We start from the raw sequence: 20,859 nt of genomic DNA, 5'->3' as shown, positions 1-20,859 counted from the left end.
CAGATGAGTAAGCACCCCGCCAACACCCTATCGCTTGTGGCCGACATCGGTGGCACCAATACCCGCGTGGCTCTCGCCGATGGCACATCGCTGTTGCCCGAAACCGTGCGGCGCTATTCCAACCGCAAGTTTCCGGGTCTCGAGAGCATTCTCAAACAGTATATCGCCGAAGAGGACAACGTGGATTGCAAGGGCGCCTGTGTCGCTCTGGCCGGTCCCGTGCGCGACGGGGTTGGCACCATGACCAACCTTGACTGGGCCATCGACAAAGACACGCTACGCCGCGCCGCCCACGCCGAACACGTCGCCATTCTCAACGACCTACAGGCACAGGGCCATGCGCTTGGCTTCGTCGCCCCCGAAAACATCCGCACCGTGATCGACGATGCGCCCGAGCCCTCGCCCAATGCCGTGCGCATGGTGATCGGGGTTGGCACCGGCTTTAACGCCGCCCCTGTGTTCGAAACCGGAATGGGGCGGTTCGTGGCCCCCTCCGAATGCGGTCACGCCAACCTGCCAATCCGCACCGAGGACGAATTGGCGCTGTGTCAATTCGTGGAGACCGCGCACGGGTTTCCCGCCGTCGAGGATGTGCTGTCGGGTCGGGGGCTGGAACGGGTCTACCTGTTTCTGGGCCAACAAGAGGGTGACCCGCGCGAAAAATCCGCCGCCGACATTATGGCCGCCGTCGAGGCGGGAGATGACCCGCGCGCCGACGCCACCGCACAGCTTTTCGTGAAAATCCTCGGCACTGTGGCAGGCAACCTGTCGCTGATCCAACTGCCCTTTGGCGGGGTCTATCTGGTGGGTGGCGTCGCCCGCGCCATCACGCCCTATCTCGACCGTTTCGGGTTTGCCGATGCCTTCCGCGACAAGGGCCGTTTTGCAGGATTCATGAAGAATTTCTCGGTCTCGGTGATCGAGGACGACTATGCCGCCCTCACAGGATGTGCCTCGCATCTGGTCCACATCATGCGCTAACACGACACAGTATTTACAGACAGCAGACCGCGCCGGGATATCCCCTGGCGCGGTTTTTTTGTGTCAATTCAGCCTGACGTAACTTCGTCTTAACTCCCTTCACCGTACACCAAGGATCAAGACGGACTTTTATGGAGTTTTTGACATGGTTACTGCGCATCCAGAAAGGGAAGGTCAGGCATGAGCTCGACACTCGCTTTGCCCCAACGCCTCGATTATCAATCCTTGCCCGCTTTGCTTGATGAACTGAAATCGGTGGCCGACGACAGCCTTGTTCTCGATGCACAAGAGTTGCGCCATTTGGGGACCTTGCCACTACAAACCATTTTGTCCGCGATCAAAACACGGGCCGAAACGGGCAAAACGACAAGTGTCGTCAATGCCAACGACGCCTGCGTCGATATGCTGAGCCTGTTTGGCTTTACACCTGAAACACTTTCCCAACCGGAGGCATGGACATGAGCCTTGAAGTCCTCGCTGTCGATGACAGCAGAACCATGCGTGATATGCTCAATCTTGCACTATCATCAGCGGGTTTCACCGCACACCTTGCCGAAGACGGCGTTCACGGGCTTGAAGTGCTCGAAGACATCGAACCCGATGTCATTATCACCGATATCAACATGCCGCGTCTCGACGGGTTCGGTTTCATTGATGCCGTCCGCTCCGAAGAGAAATGGCGCCGCATCCCGATCCTCGTACTGACCACGGAAAGTGCCGATGAGCTGAAAGCGAAAGCACGCGCCGCCGGTGCGACCGGGTGGATCGTCAAACCCTTTGACCCCGCCAAGCTCGTTAAAGCACTTCAAATGGTCGCTGGCTGAGAGGAATCCCCATGTCCGACCCGATGGCAGAAATCCGCGCGTCCTTCTTTGTCGAATGCGAAGAACTTCTAGAAAGCCTCAATGACGGCCTTCAGAGAATGGACGACGGCGCGACGGACTCAGAGACAATCAACGTCGTGTTCCGCGCCGTTCACTCGATCAAAGGCGGGGCCGGAGCATTCGGCCTCGACGATCTCGTCCGTTTTGCCCATCAGTTTGAAACGGCAATGGACGAAGTGCGCGCGGGCCGGTTTACCCCCGGCCCCGACGCCATCCGCCTGTTTTACGCCTGTACCGACATCCTCGGGGATCTCGTGCGCGCCGCCCGTGATGGCGAAGAGATTTCCGGCGACATCACCGGTCCCGCACTTGAAACCCTCTCCAAACTGGTCGGCATTTCGGAAGACGACGAAGAGGAGGAGGTGGATTTCACCCCCGCGACCCTTTCGTTCGATCTCGACCTTGGTGGCGACATGGATCTGGGCGGGGATCTGGGGGACGGAATGGGCGGCCTGCCGGATCTCTCCGATCTGCCTCCGCTTGACGCTCTTGACGACGACGCGACACCTGTCGCAACCGACACCGCCCCGCCCGCGGCCAAGGGATTTCGCGTTTTCCTCAAACCCGAGGATGCACTCTACGCATCAGGCAACGAGCCGCTCTATCTGTTCCGTGCGCTGCGCGATTTGGGCGATATTTCAATTCATTGCCACACCGCAGACCTTCCTGCTCTGGACATCATCGACCCCGAAGTCGGCTACCTGTCATGGACCATCGACGTTCATACCGATGAACCCGAAACATCCGTTGTCGAGGTGTTCGAATTTGTGGACGGCCTGTGCCAGTTGAGCATCACGCCGCTGTCACAAATCGGCGAAGATGGCACCCGCATCGCCCCCCCGCAGGTGGAAACACCCGCCCTTGATGCCGCCTTCGCACCCGAAAATAGCGTTGGGAACACCGCTGTTCCGGCCTCGATGCCTGAGATCGACGTGCCGCTCGCGACACCGGAACCTGCGGTGTCCGTAACACCGTCCGCGCCGCCCCCCATGCCGGCGCCAGAACCGGAAACGACACCGGAGATGACTGTGGAGATGACCATGCCAACGACAGATCTCACCCCGTCAGCGGCCACAGATGCCGACACCACCGCCCAACCTCAGGCCGACGAAATCGACGGGGACCGCAAAACACTCTCCGCACCGACCCAACCACGGGCCACAGTGCGCGTGGATCTGGAACGGATCGACCGTCTGGTCAACCTCGTTGGCGAGTTGGTGATCAACCAGGCCATGCTCAGCCAGTCGGTGGCCGAAGCCAATATTCCGCCAAACTCGCCCGTGAGTTCCGGCCTCGAGGAGTTCTTGCAACTCACCCGTGACATTCAGGAATCGGTGATGATGATCCGCGCACAGCCGATCAAATCCCTGTTCCAACGCATGGGCCGGATCGTCCGCGAGTCATCCGCCTCCGTCGGGAAGGACGTGCGCCTGACCACCGTTGGCGAAAATACCGAAGTCGACAAAACCGTCATCGAACGCCTCGCCGATCCGCTCACCCACATGATCCGGAACGCTGTCGATCACGGGTTGGAAAAGCCCGAAGATCGCACCGCAAAAGGCAAATCGGCCATTGGTCACGTCACCCTGTCTGCGCAACACCGCTCCGGCCGTATCGTGATCGAAATTTCCGATGACGGCGCAGGGATAAACCGCGAACGGGTCAAAGAGAAAGCGATCGAAAACGGGTTGATCCTGCCGGATGCCCAACTGAGCGACAGCGACATTGACAACCTGCTCTTTATGCCCGGATTTTCAACCGCAAGCGAGATTTCAAACCTCTCCGGTCGCGGCGTCGGCATGGATGTTGTCAAAAGCGCGATTCAGGGTCTCGGTGGGCGGATTTCCATCGCCTCCGTAGAGGGCAAAGGCACCACCTTCTCGATCTCGCTACCGCTGACCCTCGCGGTTCTGGACGGTATGGTCGTGCGGGTGGAAAACGAAACCATCGTCGTGCCTCTCAACGCGATTTTGGAAACGCTGACCCTGACCGATGGCGATCTGGAATCCCTCGGGCCGCAAAGCCATGTCGTCCAAATTCGAGGCGGCTTTGTCCCGCTGCTCGATCTGGGCGCCGAATTGGGATACCGCGCCCCCGAACCCAGCTACGTTGGTCGTGTCGTGTTGTTGATCGGACAGGAGGATGGCAACCGTGCCGCCCTCGCCGTCGACGCCATCGAAGATCAGCGTCAGGTCGTTATCAAAGGCCTGGAAGGTAGCTATGGCCGCATCCCCGGCATCGCCGCCGCAACCATTCTGGGCGACGGACAAATCGCCCTCATTCTCGACCCTGGCGATCTGGTGGCACAGGCCACAGGCCGCACCAAAACGTCAACCCCAACCCCAGCTCTCGTAGGTTAAGCTCATGACTGAAGACATCAAACAATCCGCCTCTGCGTCTATCGAGCTGCTCTCCTTCCGCGTCGGCGGTCAGGACTATTCGGTAGATATTATGTCCGTGCGCGAAATCCGCGGCTCCGCCAAAGCCACCTCGTTGCCGCATGCACCCGCCTTTGTAAAAGGCGTCATCAACCTGCGCGGAACGGTCTTGCCCATCGTCGATCTCGCCGCCCGTCTGGGTTTGGTAAACGAGGGCGACAATGACCGCAACGTCATCATCGTCGTCGACCTTGGTGGCCGCACGGCAGGCCTGATGGTGGATGCCGTCTCCGACATTCTCGCGATCCCCAACGAAGAGCTGCAAACACCGCCCGAGGTGTCGATTGATGACTCGCGCAACTTTGTCTCCGCCCTGACCGTGGTCGACAACCGCATGATCCGCGTTCTCGATCTGGACGCTGTGATGCCACCACCCGATGAGGAAGCCGCATGAATCAACTCGCGCCGGCACCACGCAAAGTTGCGATCGAAAGTGACATCTCTGATGCGGCATACGCGCGGATTGTGGCCCTTTCGAAATCACAGGCTGGAATTGTCTTGTCACCGTCCAAGGTGCCAATGGTCAAATCCCGCCTGACGCGGCGACTGCGCACTTTGGGCATTGCAACATTTGACAGCTATCTCGATTTTCTGGAGGGGGCTGACAACCCCGAGGAAATGAGTGCATTCATCTCGGCACTGACCACAAATGTGACGCAGTTCTTTCGTGAGAACCACCACTTCGACTACATGAAATCCACCATCTACCCGCACATCAAAGCAAAACTTGCACGCGGCGAAAAGGTCCGGATCTGGTCGGCGGGTTGTTCAAACGGTCAAGAACCCTATTCCATTGCGATGACATTTCTGGACTGTGACCCCACAATCGGATCAAAGGACTTTTTGATCCTCGCAACCGACATCGATCCGTTGGTTTTGGCCACAGCCAGTGCTGGGGTCTACGGGGATTCATTGATTGGTGGCATTCCGGACGCCTTTCTCAAAAAGGCGTTCACCGTATCACAAAAGGCGGACGGGCTGTCCTATTGCGTCAACGACGACGTAAAATCAATGGTCCGGTTCCGTCAACTTAACCTGAATGAAACATGGCCGATGCAAGGGGCATTCGACCTGATCATTTGCAGAAACGTAATGATTTATTTCGACGAGCCGACCCAATCACGTCTGCTGTCGCGGTTTTCCGACAAACTCGATCAAGAGGGGTGGCTGATGATCGGCCATTCCGAGCGCCTTCCCGATGACACAACCCCACTGCTTTCCAGTGTCGGCGTCACAACATACAAGCGCGCACAAAAACACTAACGTCGCATCGCGCCAAGAATAAAAGGTTTAAAAGATGGCACTTAGGGACCAACTCCGCGTCATGGTCGTGGATGACATGTCGACCAGTCGCGGCCTCATTACGAATGCCCTCGACGGGTTCGGAATTCGCAATGTTGCAAGCGCCTCGGATGGGCCATCGGCTCTTGCCAAAATGCAGGTATCGCCGGTGCATCTGGTGGTGTCCGACTACAACATGCCGGGTATGGACGGGCTACAAATGCTACACGCCTTGCGCACCAACCCGCGCACAAAAGGGATCGGCTTTTTGCTCATCACAGGCCGTGCGGACCGGGAAATCATTGAGATGGGGAAAAAGCTCGGGATGAATAACTTCGTCAAAAAACCGTTTGACCCCCTGACACTCAAGAACGCAATCGAAGCGATCGTAGGGAAGCTGTAATGACTTTTCAGGCAACGGATATGAACCGCACCGGACAAAACGATACCGCCATGGCATTGTCGACGCTACATGCGCGTCTCCAAGACGAGATGTTGGCGTTGACGATGTTGGCCGCTGAAGTTCAGATCGCACTCGGGGCCACTTTGAAAAACGTACAAAATCTATCGCCGTCCGTGCAGCGCAGCATGCAAGCCGTTGACCGGCTTCAACAAACACTTGAAGATCTTCAGGGTGTCATGGCGCAGCTCGCCAAACAGAACACCGGATCAACGATCGACATTTCTCCGCTCAAGGACAGCATTCGCTTACGCCATCTTGCCCATAAACTGTTTGATGACATCGATGCGCCGTTCACATTGTGCGAAGAAGATTCCGGAACGGTTGCCTGGTTCTAAACCTGACGGTCCACCACCGCCCGCCCGTGTGTCACGCCACACACGGGCGGGCAACACAAGAGAACATGCCTGCCGGTCTTCTGATCGCGCAGGCATTTTGACGTTCCTACGTGTGAACCGGCCCCCACATCACCGCTTGAAATACTCTGGTCAACCATGACCCCGCCCCGCCCTGTGTGATGGCCACAAACCCTCACGGTCCGGCAGCGCGACACTCCACAGCGGTTACGATGCAACGCGGGCAACCTGCCCCACCCTTGCACCAGATCCCGAGACCAACCGGCACATACAAAAGACCCCGCTCGCGAACAGAGCGGGGTCGGTATCCGACTTAAAACAATTCGAGATCACTGGCCGGCGGTGGTGGGGGTGCCACCTCGTGCAGGTTCTGGTCGGTGACCATCTTTTGTCGCGCGTTTCCCGTGACCGGCTCGAATTCAATGCGGCGCGCACTGCTCCCGCCCAAACTTTGACCGACACACGGAATGCCCTCCTTCGAAAGGTAATCCAGAACAAACTGGCCGTTATCGCGCCCCACAGAAGTTAACCCCTGACGCAAGGCCGCGCCACCAAACACTTTGGCTTTAAGGTGGTCACGCCGCGCGCCCTTTTGGATCAACCCGTTGATAAGCAGCTCCATCGCGTTGGCCCCAAAGGAGTCCGTACCGCCATGGCCGCCCGCCCCCTCGGGTAGGAGAAAATGGTTCATGCCCCCAACACGGGATCCCGGATCCCAAAGACAGGTTGCAACACAAGACCCCAAAATGGTGGCAATCACCGCATCCTGTTCAGACGACACGGCGTATTCACCCTGTGTAATATACGTGCTTTTGGGACGTTTTGCTGCACTCGCTGTATTCGTCATCTCGGCTTTGCTCCAACTGGTGTTTCTGCGGCCTTCAATAGCGCATCGCCAAGGGTATCCAGATGGACCCAATTATCGACGCCGTCCATTTCGCCAGCAACACGTGGCATGCCGAACACGACACAACTTTCGCGCGATTGAGCGAGCGTGATGGCGCCTTTGGCCCTTAAATTTGCGAGTCCTTCGGCACCATCGCGCCCCATACCGGTCAAAATCCCCGCGACGATCTGATCGCTCAAATGGGATGCAGAATGGAACATCGAGTCCACCGACGGGCGATGCCCCGACACATTGGGACCGGCAAAAAGGGACACGCGGCGCGACAGGCCGGGAAGTAAATTCAAATGGAAATCACCACCCGGGGCAATCAGAACCTCGCCGTTGCGCAACTCGTCCCCATCTCGTGCCAACCGGACTGTCGGGGCAACCAACGGGTTGAGACGTGCCGCGAAACTGGCCAGAAACGGTTCAGGCATGTGCTGTGTGATTAACGTCGGCGGGCAATCAGCCGGAAAGCGCAGCAAAATCTGTTCAATGGCATCAACGGCCCCCGTCGATCCCCCCAACAGACAGATGCGGTGAAATTTCCGCCCGCTTGTGCTGGCCGGTCGCGCCGGACTGGCCGATGTCGGCACTTTAATTCGCGCACTTGCCGCCGCCACAAGGATGTCGGCAAGCCCCGCAAAGGGCGACCCGCCTTGACCGATAGTGGGTTTTTGAACGCATTCCACAGCCCCTTTCGACAGGGCATCAATCGCGGTCACACTGCCTGCTTTGGTCAAGGTCGAGACCATAACCACCGGCATCGGGCGGTGACGCATCAACCGGTCAAGAAATTCAAGACCCGACATCGATGGCATTTCGATATCCAACGTCATCACATCGGGCTGATGTGCATTGACCGCATCCCGGGCCTCGCTTGCATTTCCGGCCTCGGCCACGATCACAATGCGTGGATCGCGTTCCAGAACCGACCGGATCAATCCGCGCATGGTGCGCGAGTCATCCACGATCAGGGTCCGGACCGGGGCGGCTGCCTTTGCCTGCCCCGGCGTATCGTATGTGGTATGAAAAGAACTCACAGGCACTTTACCTTTCAACTCTTAAAAATCTTCCCAACCGTCACTTGAAGACGCCGTTGGCGCAGGTGCGGGAGCCGATTGATTGACTGCAATCTTCTCCTCTTGCGGAGGGGCCACACGGGGTGCGGGTGCTTTCACAGGCGCCGCAGCGGCGGCGGGCATATTGACGATGGTCGCCGCCGTCCGGTTCTGACCTGCCGTTCCGATCGAGAACCGCGATGTGGTTGCGTTGAGATTTTCCGCCTCGCGGGTCAACGAGTGCGATGCAGCTGTGGTTTCTTCGAACATGGCGGCGTTTTGTTGTGTCACCTGATCGAGTTGGTTCACGGCCGCGTTGATCTCGGCCAGGCCCGAGGATTGCTCACGGGACGACACGGCGATCTCGCTCACGTTGTGTGCGATTTCCGTAACCGACAACACGATACCGCGCAGAGCCTCGCCTGTGTCGCCGACCAGACTCACACCCCGTTTCACATGGGCGCCGGATTTCGAAATCAGATCGTTGATCTCGCGGGCCGCTTCCGAGGACCGCTGTGCCAAAGCACGCACTTCGGAGGCCACAACCGCGAACCCGCGTCCTGCTTCGCCTGCCCGTGCGGCTTCGACACCGGCGTTCAGAGCGAGAAGATTGGTCTGGAACGCGATATCGTCGATCACGGAGATGATTTTCGAGATCTGGTTGGAGGAGCTTTCGATTTCGCTCATCGCATCCACGGCTTCCTGCACCACGACACCCGAAGCTTCGGCGTTGGATTTGGCCGTTTCAACCATTTCGCTGGCCTGATTTGCCCCTTCGGACGCGGAGCGCACCGAGGAGGTCAATTGATCGAGTGCTGTTGCGGTTTCCTCAAGCGTTGCCGCCTGTTTTTCGGTCCGGCGCGACAGATCATCCGCAGCATTGGAAATTTCGGCCGCTTCTCCACGGATCATACCCGCATTTTCAACGACACTGACCATTGCTTCGAGCAGATTGTCCACAGCCGTGTTATAGTCGGCACGCAGGGTTTCGTACTCTTCGCCAAACGCGACATCCAGACGGGACGTCAGATCGCCCTCGGCAAGTTTTTTCAAACCGATCCGCAGACCGTCGACAACCTGATCCTGTGCCTTTTTCATCTCTGTCTGACGGGCCTCGGCCTCTGTCAGCAACAGTTGGCTTTCGGTGATGTCGGAGCCGAGCAGGATCACGCGGAACACATTCCCGGACCCGTCTTTGACGGGGCTAAACGTCCCCTCGAGGATGGACATACGGCCATCAGGGCTTTCGAGTTTGAAGCGCCCGAAGATGCTTTGACCGTCAATCAGGCGCTGCCAAACGGGACCGCGTTCCTCGGCGAGTTTTGGATCCCAAGTGAAGAATTCACTCTGGTTGCACCCGACGAGTTCCTGTTGCGTGTGGCCCAACATGGTCGCGAAGATTTCGTTCGTGGACCGGATCCGGCCATCGAGCGCGAACTCGGCCTTGGCCTGTGTTTCGTTGAGCGCTTTTATGACCGCTTCGCTGGTGCGAATATCGGTGACATCTTTCCACTCCATAACACAACCGATTTGCGTGCCGTCCATGTCGATCACGGAATTCACATCCAGTGCGAAATACACTTCGCCCACTTTCATATCTGTGGAGAACGGCATTTTGCTCGGGTCGGAGAGAATTTTGCGAATGTGCTCCGGCTTTTCATGGAAAATGTCGATGCTTTTACCAACCAATACATCGGCATCAAAGTCTTTGAACCGCGCTTTGAAGGTGTCGGAATGCTCGGCCATCAGCTTGTGAACGGCTGCGTTCATATAGGTGATGTTGAAATCCTGATCGATCATCATCAACGCGGCCGACGATCCCTCAAAGGCCGATCCTTTGAACAACCCGTCTCGGGTGGCCTGTTCGGCCCGCCCCAGTGCATTGCGGAAATCATCAAGAGCCGAGGCAATGCCACCGATTTCGTCGCCACGATCCGTCCCCGGAACATCGACACCATAGTTGCCGTCGGACACGCTGCGCATGGCGCTTTCGACGTTGGTCAACGGGCGGGACACGGCCCGCGAAATCAACAGCGAGATGCCCCCGACGACGGCGATCATAATCGCACCCTGAATGAGCATGGTCCGGCCAAGTTCTTGGGCGGGGGTCAAAATCTCCTCGATGGATTGCTCGACCACAAGACCCCATTTTACGCCATGAAATTCAACAGGCATGTAGGCGGCGAGGTGCTCATGCACGTGACCTGTGGCCTCGTTGACTTCGCTTTCACGCAGCAAACCGGTTTGACCCGCCACCGCATTTTCGGCGGACATGTTGTCCATGGAGCTGACCAGAACGTCACCACCATCGCCAAGGCGCGGATCAGACCGCAAGAACAGGTCCTCGCCGACGATATAGGCATCCCCCGTTTCACCAAGGCCGGTCGAGCGCTGCATCACACTGTTGATCCGGTCCACGGGCATTTGAAACGCGATGACACCGCGCACTTCGCCGCGACGGTCCATAACGGGCGCGGAGATAAAGGAGGCCGGTGCGTCACCGGAGGGCGCATAGGTTTGGAAATCGGCGAAGAAAACATCGGGCGTTTCGGCCTTGAGAGCCTGAGAGACCACTTGGCCAAGCCCGCTACCGGCATACGGCCCCTCGGCAAAGTTGGTGGCGAAATCGCGTTCTTTGAAGACCGAGTAAATCATGTCCCCAGTGGTGTCGAACACGAAGACATCATAATATCCCTTTTCCTCCACAAGCTTGCGGAAAAACGGATGGTAGAGTTTATGCACCTGACTGTAGGAACTGCCGTCCTCCGCCAGATCAAGCGCGTGTTTTTCACCCAACGCATTCGGGTTTTCATCAATATACCATTTTTGCAGATGCTCTGTCGCATCCCCCTCGATCGACCGCCATGCCTCGTCAAATCCACGAATGGCCGACAGAACGGTGGGGTTGGACGCCTGTGAGCGCAGATCGATATCGATCCCGTCGAGCCAGCTTTCCATTTCCAGGGATCGCGCCTCGGACACGGTTTGAAGCATCTCTTGGGCCTCGACCAACAGCGACGCAGAGGCGCGTTTGTAAGACACGTAAGTTGCAAGAACGATGGTCAACACCGCAAGGGTGATCATGACCACCGGCAGCTTTACGGCCAGCTTGATATTATTGATAAATTTCATGTCTCGTCTCCTCGCGGCACTCCAGAGCGAACAAATCGGCGTGGAGTGGCACCTAAAGCAATCGGCGAATGAGCTGATACAGCCCAACTGATCCGAGACATGACGGCAAGGAGTGAAGATTCGTTTAAGTGGGCCCCGTCACGCCGCCGCTTTTGGAAAAACAGCCCAAAAAAGTGAAAAGACATGGAAATATAAAGGATTGATTAACCAATATCATGCTGTGCCATCCCATTCAGACAGCAAAAAGCCGCCCCGACACGGTCCTGTGCGAGGGCGGCTTCGTGAGGATGTGACGCGCGACACGCGGCGCCAATGACCGGTTTATGCGAGGTCGGTTGGCAACACCGTTGCGGGGATATTCTGGTAGCTCACAGGGCGCAGGAACCGGCGAATGGCCAGGGTCCCCACGGATGTCGCGCCAAAGTTGGTGGACGCCGGATACGGCCCGCCATGTACCATCGTGTCACAGACCTCGACGCCCGTCGGGAAGCCGTTGGCAAGGATGCGGCCCGCTTTGCGTTCCAGGATCGGCAAGAGCGTTCTGGCGGCGTCTGCATCGCCATCGTCAAGGTGGATCGTACAGGTCAGCTGACCCTGTAACGCCTTGGCGAGTTGACGCATTTCATCCATGTCGCTCACACGTACGATCAGACCGAGCGGACCAAAGACCTCCTCGCCCAAGATCTCGTTCTCAAGCCACTCTTTGCCCGTTGTCGCGAACAGATACGGTGTCGCGTTGCGCAGGTCACAGGTCGAGGTCAGCAGCTCCTGAACCCCCGCCGTGCCGGCGATCTTGTCACGCCCCGAGCGGTAGGCCTCGGCAATCCCGTCGGTCAACATGACCTGTGCGCCCATCGGCGCGAGGGCCTCGGTTGCGGCGGCGGTAAAGGCATCGGCATCGGGGCCGTCGATCACCACCGAAATCCCGGGATTGGTGCAGAACTGGCCCGCGCCCATGGTGAGCGATCCGGCCCAACCGGCCGCGATTTCTGTGCCGCGGTTTTTGAGCGCCTCGGGCAGGAAGAACATCGGGTTGACCGAACCGAGTTCGCCAAAGAACGGGATCGGCTCAGGGCGCTGTGCGCACAGATCAAACAGCGCACGACCGCCCGCCAAAGAGCCGGTGAACCCGACCGCCTTGATCAGAGGATGCTGTACAAGTGCGGTACCGACATCGCGTTTGCCGCCTTGGATCAGGGAGAAGACACCGGCATGAATGCCACAGGATTTGATTGCGGCATCAATGGCTTCGGCGATGATTTCGCCCGTACCGGGGTGCGCGGAGTGGCCTTTGACCACCACCGGACAGCCCGCCGCCAGAGCCGCCGCTGTGTCGCCGCCTGCGGTGGAAAACGCGAGTGGAAAATTCGATGCGCCGAACACGGCCACGGGACCGATGGGGCGCTGCATCATGCGAATGTCGGGACGCGGGAGCGGCGCACGGTCGGGCAGCGCGGCGTCATAGCGACGGTCAAGGTACTCACCCGCAAGGATATGGCTCGCGAACAGGCGCAACTGGCCCGTGGTGCGACCGCGCTCGCCCTGAAGCCGCGCTTCGGGCAGGCCGGTTTCCTGACTGCCGATCTGGGTGATGGCGTCCGCGCGGGCCTCGATCTCGTCGGCAATCGCATTCAGGAATGCGGCGCGCTCTTCGCGGGTGGAATAGCCATAGGACCAAAACGCCTCTTCGGCGGCCTGTGCCGCCTGATCGACAAGCGCAGGCGTGCCAACGGAAAACGGATGCGCCGATCCGCTTGCAGGCTCAGACATAAACGTCGCCTCGGTGCCGATCCATTGGCCTGCGACCAAATGCTTGCCGTGGGGGGTGAAGGTGTCGTTGCTCATCTGAAATCTCCAGTATTTTTACGCTAAGTCAGCTTGGCGCAAGAAAAGACATGTTTGCCGCGCCCCGTCAACGCGCGAAGGCTGTATGGGGTTATGGCCGAATTGTTATCCCAATTCGCCCCGCGATAACATCTGATATAGCGCACCCCCCTTGCGGAAAATGGAACAGCGGGCATAGTCCCCGTCATAGCCCCATCATGGCCCCGCCACGGTCTCACGCCACACCCCGCCCGATGCGCCCATAACCGGTGCGGGGCGTCAGACAGAAAGAACACCGGATGCCCGCCCTCACGATTGCCCCGTTTACGGTCCCCGAACACTGGCTCATCACGCCCGCGTCGCATTTCGTGGATCGGTTTGTGCCGGAGTGCGAACATATCCGCCTGCCCGCCAAACAGATACAGGGCGGGACGCTGACGATCACCCGCGGCCCCCTGCCCGCGCCCGCCCCCGCGGGCCGCACCGCACGGCTGTTGAAACCGCGCCGCAAAAGCGAACCGGCCCCCGCCGGCGACGTGATCGACCTGCGCCGTGACGCGCCCCAAAACTGGGCACATTTTCTCAACAACCATCTGCCGCTGACGTTCAAAATCTGTGCGCAACTGGACCTTGATCCCTCCGCCGTCACGCTGATCGTGCCGCAAAACACCCCCGCCTATATCCACGCCGCCGCCGGTCTGTTGGGGCTGACCCTCATGGCCAGTGACGCGCATCTACAGGGGGACGGCATTTTGTACGATGTCACCCCGTGGACAGGTCTGCGCCCCGAACGCCACCTTTGGGTCGATACCGATGAGGTGCGCCACCGCACCCGCACCGTGGCCCGCAACACGCGCCCCGATGGCACGCCGCTCCCTGACAAGGCCTTCGTGTCGCGCCGCGCCACACGCACTCTGGAGAACGAGGCGGAGGTGTCGCAGTTTTTGCGCACCAAGGGCTTTGTCACCCTCTACGTCGAGGACCTCAGCGCCGCCGACCAGTTCCGCCTGTTCAACACCGCCCGCGAGGTTGTGGCCATTCACGGTGCGGGCCTTGCCCCGTTGCTCTATACCCACGCGAAAACCCGCCCCGCGCGGCTGATCGAATTGATGCCCTGTGGCCATATGACGGACGTCTACCGTGTCATGGCCACGCAATTGGGGATCAGGTGGACGGGGGTGCGCGGACGGATCAAACCCGATTATATCGCCCCCGCCTATGATCTGTCACAGCCGTTTCTGGCCCACTCCCTCGACAGCTTCAACATCGATCTGGCGGCTTTGGCCCGCGCCGTCGAGATCGACGCCGAATGAGACGCCCCTGTCACACCGTTGTGGGTTTACGGCGGGGCCATCCGCGCCTTACCCTGTGCCAATGACCACTGTTGCAGACATCGAAACCTATATCCTCCGGACCGGTCTGGGCGATCGTGCGGCGTTCTCGTCGTTATATTCTGCGACCTCCGCGAAACTATTCGGCGTGTGCCTACGTGTCTTGAACAACAGAGCCGAAGCAGAGGATGCCTTGCAGGATGTCTTCATCCGCATCTGGCAAAAGGCCGATCGCTATGCGGTCAACGGTTATAGCCCGATGACATGGCTGATCACCTTGGCCCGCAATCTGGCGATTGACCGGCTGCGCGCCCGCAAAGCGCCGGCCAAGCCGATTGAGGACATGGTGGATCTGGCCCATAGCGGCCCCACTCCGGAGGAGGCGGTGGTGCAAAGCGGGCAAGACGCGCAGATCAACCGCTGTCTGGACGCGTTGGACACGCGGCACGCCGCATCGGTGCGCGGGGCCTACCTTGAGGGGGCCAGCTACCAGGATCTGGCAGACCGCGCCGGTGTGCCGATCAACACAATGCGCACATGGCTCCGCCGGAGCCTTGCGAAACTGAAAGACTGTATGAGCCAATGACCGCGCCTGACGACCATAACGACGATATCGCCCTCGTGGGGGAATATGCGCTGCACCTGTTGGATGCGGACAGTCGTGCGGCGGTCGAGGCCCGTCTGCGCGAGGACCCCGACCTGCGGGCGCTGTTGCGGGACTGGGACGACCGGTTGGTGCGATTGAGCGACGAAATTGCCGAAGTACCCCCGCCCGCCCGCGTTCAGGCCGCCATCGAGGCGCGGCTGTTTGGCCCCGAGGCCGCCACAGAGCGCGGCGCACCGGCGCGGGTGTGGGCATGGCTGTTTGGCCGTCGTGGCGCCCTGTTCGGTGCCGCCGCCCTCCTTGCCGTGGCGCTCTTTGTGGCCCCGATGGCGATGCGCGCACCACAAGGCCCGATGATGACCGCCGAAATTGCGGCGCAGGATCGCGCCTTGGTGGTCGAGGCCCGATTTGACCCCGCCACAGGCGCCATCGACCTCACCCGCACCACCGGCACCGCCGCCACAGGCCGCGTGTTCGAATTGTGGCTGATCGCCGACGGGGCAGACGCGCCTGTGTCCCTTGGCGTGTTGCCCGACACAGACGTGGCGATGATCCGCGTCCCGCAGGGGCTGCGCGAGCAGATGCAGGGCGCGACGTTGGCCATTAGCGACGAACCCACGGGCGGCTCGCCCACGGGCGCCCCCACCGGCGCCGTGTTGGCCGCAGGGACGGTTGTGGCGTCCTGAACCGGTGGTGCGGCCGGAGCAAAACAGCCCGCCGCCAATATAAATAAACAATAAAAACAAAGCATTAAAATGCTTTTTCAGTTTTTTTCAACTTTGTTTGAAACTTCTCCCGGGTCCGGTTCGTGTCTTCACCGTAACCAAAACAAACCAACCCTAGAAAAGGACGCACAGATGAAACGCACATTCGCAAAAACCGCATTCCACGCCCTCAACATTGCCGTTGTCGCCGGCTTTATGGCGACCGCCGCACAGGCCGAAAACCCGATGGTGGGTGGCGCGGCCATGTTCGAAAGCAAAAACATCGTCGAGAACGCCGTGAACTCGGCCGATCACACCACACTCGTCGCCGCCGTACAGGCCGCAGGTCTGGTTGAAACGCTGCAAAGCGATGGTCCCTTTACCGTGTTCGCCCCCGTCAACTCCGCCTTTGCCGCCCTGCCCGCAGGCACCGTTGAGACGCTGTTGATGCCGGAAAACAAAGGCACATTGACCAAAGTCCTGACCGCGCATGTGGTTGCGGGCAACTGGTCCGCCGCCGACATCGTCAAGGCAGCCCGCAACAGCCCCGATGGCTTTTACCACTTCAAAGCCGTGTCAGGCGATGCCCTGTCCGCACAGGTCAAAGGCAAAAACGTCTACATCTATGACGAAAGCGGCAACGCAAGCCGCGTCACCATTGCAGACGTCAACCAATCCAACGGCGTGATCCACGTTGTGAACAAGGTTCTGTTGCCGAAATAAGCTCTCGACCCGGCGAGACGACGCCCCGCGCAACAGATCCCCACCCTTGCTTGCACCCGAAAGGCAAGGGTGGGACGCTCTCACACCGTGCCCACGCTCACACCGCGCCTCCGGAACATCCGGACGCGCCCCGTCCAAAGGAGACCCCGATGAAACGCCGCATGTTCCTTTTGTCCGGCACCGCCGCCGCCCTGTTGGCCACCCGCACACAGGCCGCCGACGGCCCGTTCGAAATCACCCGCACCGAGGCGCAATGGCGCGCCATGCTCACCGACACCGAATACGATGTGATGCGCCGCGAAAAGACCGAACGCGCCGGTTCAAGCCCGTTGAATGCCGAAAAACGCGACGGGATTTACGCCTGTAAGGGCTGTGACCTGCCCCTGTATGATGCCGCGACGAAATTCGAGAGCGGCACGGGATGGCCCAGTTTTTTCCGCGCCCAGCCCGATGCCATTGGCACCAAAGAGGACAAATCGCTCTTTTCTACCCGCACAGAGGTGCATTGCCGCCGCTGCGGCAGCCACCTTGGCCATATCTTTGACGACGGGCCAAAACCCACGGGCAAACGCCATTGCCTCAACGGCGTCAGCCTGACGTTTCACCCAAGCTGACCGGCGCTTATAGAGCGCGCCAGATCACCGATGCGGGGTCCATCGGCCCCGCGTCCGTGTCCACACGGCGGGCGTTGTGGTTGAACCAGAACTCCTGTGTCGGGGTACGCCGCACCCGCACGCCCTCGGGCATCACCCGCCGCGTCAGACCCGCTTGGCCCGCAACCAGTTCCACCAAACGGTCAAGCCCCGCCTCATCGAGCCACGCCGCGCAATAGATCATGTTTCGGGTTCGCACCGCGACAGAAGCCCCTGATATATCGCGCAAAATAACATCCGCCGAACTGTCCAGAGTTTCGATATATCCCACCGCATGGCCCCCGCCATCAAGCGCCACAGGGCGATCAGGACGCAGGGTTTGCACCTGCGTGACCGTCACCTCAAGCCCCTCAAGGGCGGGCGGAAGTGGCACGGGCATCTCGAAATCAACCGTACGCGCCCCTGTGCGCGGGCCGCACACGCACAGACGATCCGACGCCGCAAGCGCATGGCGCAGCTCATCGCTCAAATGCATCAGCCCCGGCGCGAACACCGCCTGAAATCCCGAAAAATCGCGATGGGTCGGCGCCACGATATCAACATTCAATCCGGCCCGCCGCAGCGCACGGTAGTGTTCGAACACCAGATCGAAATAGCTCAACCCCTGCCCGTGCGGCTGCACCGTCCACGCCCACTCCGCGTCATAGTCAAACACAAGCGCCACATCGGCGACATTGGCCTCCACCTGTGGGGCCTGCGCCAATTCGGACGCCACTTGCAGCACTTCGGCCATGCCCGCGGCGGGAACACTATCGGGGCGCAACAGGCCGGAATGCATTTGCTCCTGGGCAAACGGGGCCTGACGCCACCGGAAATAGCACACGGCCTCGGCCCCGTGGGCAAAGGCCTCCCAACTCCACAGGCGCACCATCCCCGCCAAGGGCGCAGGGTTATAGGGCGCCCAGTTTACCGGACCGGGTTGTTGCTCCATCACCCACCACCGGCCCTTGCCGACAGCACGGTACAGATCGTGGTGAAAGGTTTGAAAATCCGGATCGCCCTGACGTGCAAAGGCGTTTTGACGCGCGGGGCTTGCGCCCACACGGTCCTCCAAAAAGCCAAGCGGATAGCTGTCCCACGTCGCGATCTCCATATCGCGGCCAAGCTCGTAGTGATCGAAATCCGTCACCCGCCCCATGTAGTTGTGGCTGATCGGCGCGTCGGAAAACTTGCGGATTTCGTCCAGTTGCACGCGGTTAAACGCCACAACCTGATCAGACGAGAACCGCCGGAACGCCAGAGCATGGGCGGGGTTGGGTTCGGTCACGGTCAGATTGGGCAGGCCGATCTGGTCGAAACGGTCATATTCCATCGACCAGAACACATTGCCCCACGCCGCATTGAGCGCCTCGATCGTGCCGTAGCGCGCCTCCAGCCAGTCGTGAAACGCACCGCGAGCCGCATCGGAATAGGACAGCACGGTATCGTGGCAGCCGTATTCATTGTCGGTCTGCCATGCCGCAACCGAACCGCCGAAAGCTTCGGCCAGTATCGCCGTGATCCGGCGGCTTTCCGCGACATATCCCGCGTGGCTAAAACAATAGTGGCGGCGCGACCCGAACCCGCGCGGGCGCCCCTCGACGTCCACGGCCAACATATCGGGGTGCTTGTCCAACATCCATCGTGGCGGTGTCGCCGTGGGCGTGCCAAGCACAACCTTCAACCCCGCCGCCGTCAGCGTTTCAATGGCGGTGCCAAGCCACTCCAACTCCAACACACCCGGCTTGGGTTCAAGACGCGACCACGCAAATTCACCGATGCGCACCCACGTCAGGCCGCTCTCCACCATCATGCGGGCGTCTTTGGCCCACATCTCTTGCGGCCAGTGTTCGGGGTAATAACAGGTTCCAAGCGCACGCGGCAGACCGGTTGATGTCATTGAAAAATCACCTAATATTCAGTACGGGATTGAGAGATCCATGGGGGGGGGCATACGCCGCGGTTTGTATCTATGCCGCCTTATGCGCCGCATCATAAGCGGCAACGATGGCCTCGGCATTCGTGCGCACCTGAGCCACGCTCATCCCCGGTTTGAACAGCGCCGATCCAATGCCAAAACCCACGACACCCGCCGCGATCCAGTCGGCAAAATTCGACGGCCCCGCGCCGCCCACGGCATAGCATTGCGCCGATGCCGGCAACACGGCGGAGATTGCCTTGAACCCGTCGACACCGATCAGGGAGCCGGGGAAAAACTTGAGCCCGTCCGCACCGGCGTCAAGCGCCGCAAAACATTCGGTCGGCGTCATCACGCCGGGGTAGCTAAGCCCCCCCGCCGCCTTGGTCGCCATGATCACCTGCGGGTTGCAATTGGGCGACACGATCAGCCGCCCGCCCACGCCCATGACATCGGCCACATCCGCCACGCTCAACACCGTCCCCGCGCCGATCACCGCGTGGTCGCCAAAGTCCCGCGCAAGGGTTTCGATGCTGTGCAGCGGGTCGGGCGAATTAAGCGGCACCTCGATGTGGTCAATGCCCGCCTCGATCAATGTCGCGCCCATGTCGTGGGCCTGTGACGGCTCAAGGCCGCGTAAAATCGCGATAATATTCCGGCTCATTTTTGGGCCTCCGTTTGGTGATAGGCTGCGCTCAGCCCTGCAACGACAATCTCTTCGCCGGATGTGATATCGGCCGTCACACCCTGCGCGGCCAAGGCACGCCCGTAGAGCGCCCCGATGCGCGAAGCCCCGATCAGGGCCACGTTTTGACCCTGCCAATAGGTGCGCGCGCCCGCAAGTTCGGCACCGATCATCAACCCCGACAACCGCCCCAGGGCCGCATCGGCCCCGAGGTCCGCCACCAGTGTCCCCGCCCGCAAACCGAACAGTTCGGCCGAGAACATCTCGGGGTGGCGCATCATATCCTCAACCGCACCATCAAAGGCCGCAAGATCACAGGTCGCGCCAACCGAATGGCGCAGGATCGACGCTTCGGACAGGAGCGCATAGACCTCGCCCGTCATAAAGGTGCGAAACTGCGTGACCGCGCCGTGGCGGATTTCGGCCCATTTCGAGTGCGTTCCAGGGAGGCAAATCGCGCCCTCGAAATGGGGTTTCTGTGCCAGATATCCGGCGATTTGTGTTTCTTCGCCGCGCATCACATCCGCAGGCGCGCCCTGTTTCATCCCCGGCAGGATCGACACGCCGAGACGCGGATCCGCGGTGTTGACCGACACGGCGGTGGCCAATGACGGCGGCGCACAGGGGACCGCCGTATAGGGGGCCTCAACCCATCCCTGACGCGATCCGGCCATGCCACAGACGAGAACCCGTGTCGTCGCCGCACCCAGATGCGGCTCCACGAGGTCCAACAGCACGGCCTCGTAATCGTGTGGCGTGATACGTCCCATGCCCTGATCCGAGCTCAACCGCGCGATAATCTGTGTCCCGCGCATCACCCAGATCCGCAGGTTGGACGTCCCCCAATCCACCGCAATCCAATCATCATGGTCCAGAGCCGTCCCCATCAGAGTCTCCCCCGCGTGATGCGCAACATCGCCCTGTTTGTGGTCTGACACGCCTGACGGCTGTGCGGTTCG

20 protein-coding genes are annotated in these 20,859 nt (G+C 60.0%); 13 read left to right on the top strand and 7 right to left on the bottom strand.

Going from position 1 to position 20,859, the window contains the following annotated elements; genetic code table 11:
- The first annotated feature begins 3 nt into the window (after nt 1-3).
- The 8 genes from ACN0Q0_RS12300 to ACN0Q0_RS12265 all read left to right on the top strand — a co-directional run bounded on the left by ACN0Q0_RS12300 (nt 4) and on the right by ACN0Q0_RS12265 (nt 6,382).
- On the top strand, nt 4-981 hold the full coding sequence (locus ACN0Q0_RS12300; protein ID WP_417243694.1) for a glucokinase: 978 nt from the start codon (nt 4-6) through the stop codon (nt 979-981).
- A 180-nt stretch (nt 982-1,161) separates the two neighbouring features.
- Nucleotides 1,162-1,443: an STAS domain-containing protein gene (locus tag ACN0Q0_RS12295; protein WP_417243693.1), complete on the top strand. Its 282-nt coding sequence runs from the start codon at nt 1,162-1,164 to the stop codon at nt 1,441-1,443.
- The gene (locus ACN0Q0_RS12290; protein ID WP_417243692.1) at nt 1,440-1,805 is read left to right on the top strand and encodes a response regulator; all 366 of its coding nucleotides are present in this window, start codon (nt 1,440-1,442) and stop codon (nt 1,803-1,805) included. Before ACN0Q0_RS12295 ends, ACN0Q0_RS12290 begins: the two co-directional genes overlap by 4 nt.
- An 11-nt stretch (nt 1,806-1,816) precedes the next feature.
- On the top strand, nt 1,817-4,225 hold the full coding sequence (locus ACN0Q0_RS12285) for a chemotaxis protein CheA (RefSeq protein WP_417243691.1): 2,409 nt from the start codon (nt 1,817-1,819) through the stop codon (nt 4,223-4,225).
- Nucleotides 4,226-4,229: 4 nt separating this feature from the next.
- On the top strand, nt 4,230-4,697 hold the full coding sequence (locus ACN0Q0_RS12280; RefSeq protein WP_417243690.1) for a chemotaxis protein CheW: 468 nt from the start codon (nt 4,230-4,232) through the stop codon (nt 4,695-4,697).
- Nucleotides 4,694-5,566 (top strand): CheR family methyltransferase, encoded by an 873-nt coding sequence (locus ACN0Q0_RS12275; protein WP_417243689.1) that lies wholly within the window; start codon nt 4,694-4,696, stop codon nt 5,564-5,566. The genes ACN0Q0_RS12280 and ACN0Q0_RS12275 overlap by 4 nt, the downstream gene beginning before the upstream one ends.
- Nucleotides 5,567-5,600: 34 nt before the next feature.
- Nucleotides 5,601-5,987, top strand: coding sequence for a response regulator (locus tag ACN0Q0_RS12270; protein WP_417243688.1), 387 nt, complete (start codon nt 5,601-5,603; stop codon nt 5,985-5,987).
- Entirely contained in the window at nt 5,987-6,382 is a 396-nt protein-coding gene (locus ACN0Q0_RS12265; protein WP_417243687.1) for a hypothetical protein, read from the top strand. Before ACN0Q0_RS12270 ends, ACN0Q0_RS12265 begins: the two co-directional genes overlap by 1 nt.
- Nucleotides 6,383-6,713: 331 nt before the next feature.
- Here the strand turns inward: ACN0Q0_RS12265 and ACN0Q0_RS12260 are convergent, their stop codons facing one another.
- The 4 genes from ACN0Q0_RS12260 to ACN0Q0_RS12245 all read right to left on the bottom strand — a co-directional run bounded on the left by ACN0Q0_RS12260 (nt 6,714) and on the right by ACN0Q0_RS12245 (nt 13,324).
- Nucleotides 6,714-7,091 (bottom strand): chemotaxis protein CheD, encoded by a 378-nt coding sequence (locus ACN0Q0_RS12260; protein WP_417243686.1) that lies wholly within the window; start codon nt 7,089-7,091, stop codon nt 6,714-6,716.
- A gap of 152 nt (nt 7,092-7,243) precedes the next feature.
- Nucleotides 7,244-8,329 carry a chemotaxis-specific protein-glutamate methyltransferase CheB gene (gene cheB, locus ACN0Q0_RS12255; protein ID WP_417243685.1) on the bottom strand — a complete coding sequence of 362 codons (1,086 nt, stop codon included), beginning with the start codon at nt 8,327-8,329 and terminating at the stop codon, nt 7,244-7,246.
- A 21-nt stretch (nt 8,330-8,350) separates the two neighbouring features.
- A complete protein-coding gene (locus tag ACN0Q0_RS12250) occupies nt 8,351-11,479 on the bottom strand; it encodes a methyl-accepting chemotaxis protein (RefSeq protein ID WP_417243684.1) in 3,129 nt (1,042 codons plus the stop codon).
- Nucleotides 11,480-11,800: 321 nt separating this feature from the next.
- On the bottom strand, nt 11,801-13,324 hold the full coding sequence (locus ACN0Q0_RS12245) for an aldehyde dehydrogenase (NADP(+)) (protein WP_417243683.1): 1,524 nt from the start codon (nt 13,322-13,324) through the stop codon (nt 11,801-11,803).
- A gap of 278 nt (nt 13,325-13,602) precedes the next feature.
- Here ACN0Q0_RS12245 and ACN0Q0_RS12240 point away from each other — a divergent pair, with 278 nt between their 5' ends.
- From ACN0Q0_RS12240 to msrB, 5 genes are all read left to right on the top strand, one after another.
- Entirely contained in the window at nt 13,603-14,616 is a 1,014-nt protein-coding gene (locus ACN0Q0_RS12240; RefSeq protein WP_417243682.1) for a glycosyltransferase family 61 protein, read from the top strand.
- Between the two features lie 61 nt (nt 14,617-14,677).
- Complete coding sequence (locus tag ACN0Q0_RS12235; RefSeq protein WP_417243681.1) at nt 14,678-15,220, top strand: sigma-70 family RNA polymerase sigma factor; 543 nt, start codon at nt 14,678-14,680, stop codon at nt 15,218-15,220.
- Nucleotides 15,217-15,924, top strand: coding sequence for an anti-sigma factor domain-containing protein (locus ACN0Q0_RS12230; RefSeq protein ID WP_417243680.1), 708 nt, complete (start codon nt 15,217-15,219; stop codon nt 15,922-15,924). The genes ACN0Q0_RS12235 and ACN0Q0_RS12230 overlap by 4 nt, the downstream gene beginning before the upstream one ends.
- A gap of 234 nt (nt 15,925-16,158) precedes the next feature.
- Nucleotides 16,159-16,665 carry a fasciclin domain-containing protein gene (locus tag ACN0Q0_RS12225; protein WP_417243823.1) on the top strand — a complete coding sequence of 169 codons (507 nt, stop codon included), beginning with the start codon at nt 16,159-16,161 and terminating at the stop codon, nt 16,663-16,665.
- A 149-nt stretch (nt 16,666-16,814) separates the two neighbouring features.
- Nucleotides 16,815-17,279: a peptide-methionine (R)-S-oxide reductase MsrB gene (gene msrB, locus ACN0Q0_RS12220; protein WP_417243679.1), complete on the top strand. Its 465-nt coding sequence runs from the start codon at nt 16,815-16,817 to the stop codon at nt 17,277-17,279.
- Nucleotides 17,280-17,286: 7 nt separating this feature from the next.
- On the opposite strand, the gene ACN0Q0_RS12215 is transcribed toward msrB, so the two are convergent.
- The 3 genes from ACN0Q0_RS12215 to ACN0Q0_RS12205 all read right to left on the bottom strand — a co-directional run bounded on the left by ACN0Q0_RS12215 (nt 17,287) and on the right by ACN0Q0_RS12205 (nt 20,787).
- The gene (locus ACN0Q0_RS12215) at nt 17,287-19,197 is read right to left on the bottom strand and encodes a beta-galactosidase (RefSeq protein ID WP_417243678.1); all 1,911 of its coding nucleotides are present in this window, start codon (nt 19,195-19,197) and stop codon (nt 17,287-17,289) included.
- A 70-nt stretch (nt 19,198-19,267) separates the two neighbouring features.
- Nucleotides 19,268-19,879, bottom strand: coding sequence for a 2-dehydro-3-deoxy-6-phosphogalactonate aldolase (locus tag ACN0Q0_RS12210; protein ID WP_417243677.1), 612 nt, complete (start codon nt 19,877-19,879; stop codon nt 19,268-19,270).
- Complete coding sequence (locus ACN0Q0_RS12205; protein WP_417243676.1) at nt 19,876-20,787, bottom strand: 2-dehydro-3-deoxygalactonokinase; 912 nt, start codon at nt 20,785-20,787, stop codon at nt 19,876-19,878. The genes ACN0Q0_RS12210 and ACN0Q0_RS12205 overlap by 4 nt, the downstream gene beginning before the upstream one ends.
- Nucleotides 20,788-20,859: the final 72 nt, after the last annotated feature.

The organism is Celeribacter sp., assembly GCF_048259695.1.
Lineage (GTDB): Bacteria > Pseudomonadota > Alphaproteobacteria > Rhodobacterales > Rhodobacteraceae > Celeribacter.
Note: the sequence above shows the minus strand (reverse complement) of the source record. Positions and strands in the feature narration are given on the sequence as shown.

Coding starts and splice junctions, on each gene's coding strand:
- ACN0Q0_RS12245 (WP_417243683.1), bottom strand. CDS start 13,324: ATGAGCAACGACACCTTCACCCCCCACGGCAAGCATTTGGTCGCAGGC.
- ACN0Q0_RS12215 (WP_417243678.1), bottom strand. CDS start 19,197: ATGACATCAACCGGTCTGCCGCGTGCGCTTGGAACCTGTTATTACCCC.
- ACN0Q0_RS12205 (WP_417243676.1), bottom strand. CDS start 20,787: ATGGGGACGGCTCTGGACCATGATGATTGGATTGCGGTGGATTGGGGG.
- ACN0Q0_RS12265 (WP_417243687.1), top strand. CDS start 5,987: ATGACTTTTCAGGCAACGGATATGAACCGCACCGGACAAAACGATACC.
- ACN0Q0_RS12300 (WP_417243694.1), top strand. CDS start 4: ATGAGTAAGCACCCCGCCAACACCCTATCGCTTGTGGCCGACATCGGT.
- ACN0Q0_RS12210 (WP_417243677.1), bottom strand. CDS start 19,879: ATGAGCCGGAATATTATCGCGATTTTACGCGGCCTTGAGCCGTCACAG.
- ACN0Q0_RS12295 (WP_417243693.1), top strand. CDS start 1,162: ATGAGCTCGACACTCGCTTTGCCCCAACGCCTCGATTATCAATCCTTG.
- ACN0Q0_RS12280 (WP_417243690.1), top strand. CDS start 4,230: ATGACTGAAGACATCAAACAATCCGCCTCTGCGTCTATCGAGCTGCTC.
- ACN0Q0_RS12260 (WP_417243686.1), bottom strand. CDS start 7,091: ATGAACCATTTTCTCCTACCCGAGGGGGCGGGCGGCCATGGCGGTACG.
- ACN0Q0_RS12250 (WP_417243684.1), bottom strand. CDS start 11,479: ATGAAATTTATCAATAATATCAAGCTGGCCGTAAAGCTGCCGGTGGTC.
- ACN0Q0_RS12270 (WP_417243688.1), top strand. CDS start 5,601: ATGGCACTTAGGGACCAACTCCGCGTCATGGTCGTGGATGACATGTCG.
- ACN0Q0_RS12290 (WP_417243692.1), top strand. CDS start 1,440: ATGAGCCTTGAAGTCCTCGCTGTCGATGACAGCAGAACCATGCGTGAT.
- ACN0Q0_RS12240 (WP_417243682.1), top strand. CDS start 13,603: ATGCCCGCCCTCACGATTGCCCCGTTTACGGTCCCCGAACACTGGCTC.
- ACN0Q0_RS12225 (WP_417243823.1), top strand. CDS start 16,159: ATGGCGACCGCCGCACAGGCCGAAAACCCGATGGTGGGTGGCGCGGCC.
- msrB (WP_417243679.1), top strand. CDS start 16,815: ATGAAACGCCGCATGTTCCTTTTGTCCGGCACCGCCGCCGCCCTGTTG.
- ACN0Q0_RS12230 (WP_417243680.1), top strand. CDS start 15,217: ATGACCGCGCCTGACGACCATAACGACGATATCGCCCTCGTGGGGGAA.
- ACN0Q0_RS12285 (WP_417243691.1), top strand. CDS start 1,817: ATGTCCGACCCGATGGCAGAAATCCGCGCGTCCTTCTTTGTCGAATGC.
- ACN0Q0_RS12275 (WP_417243689.1), top strand. CDS start 4,694: ATGAATCAACTCGCGCCGGCACCACGCAAAGTTGCGATCGAAAGTGAC.
- ACN0Q0_RS12235 (WP_417243681.1), top strand. CDS start 14,678: ATGACCACTGTTGCAGACATCGAAACCTATATCCTCCGGACCGGTCTG.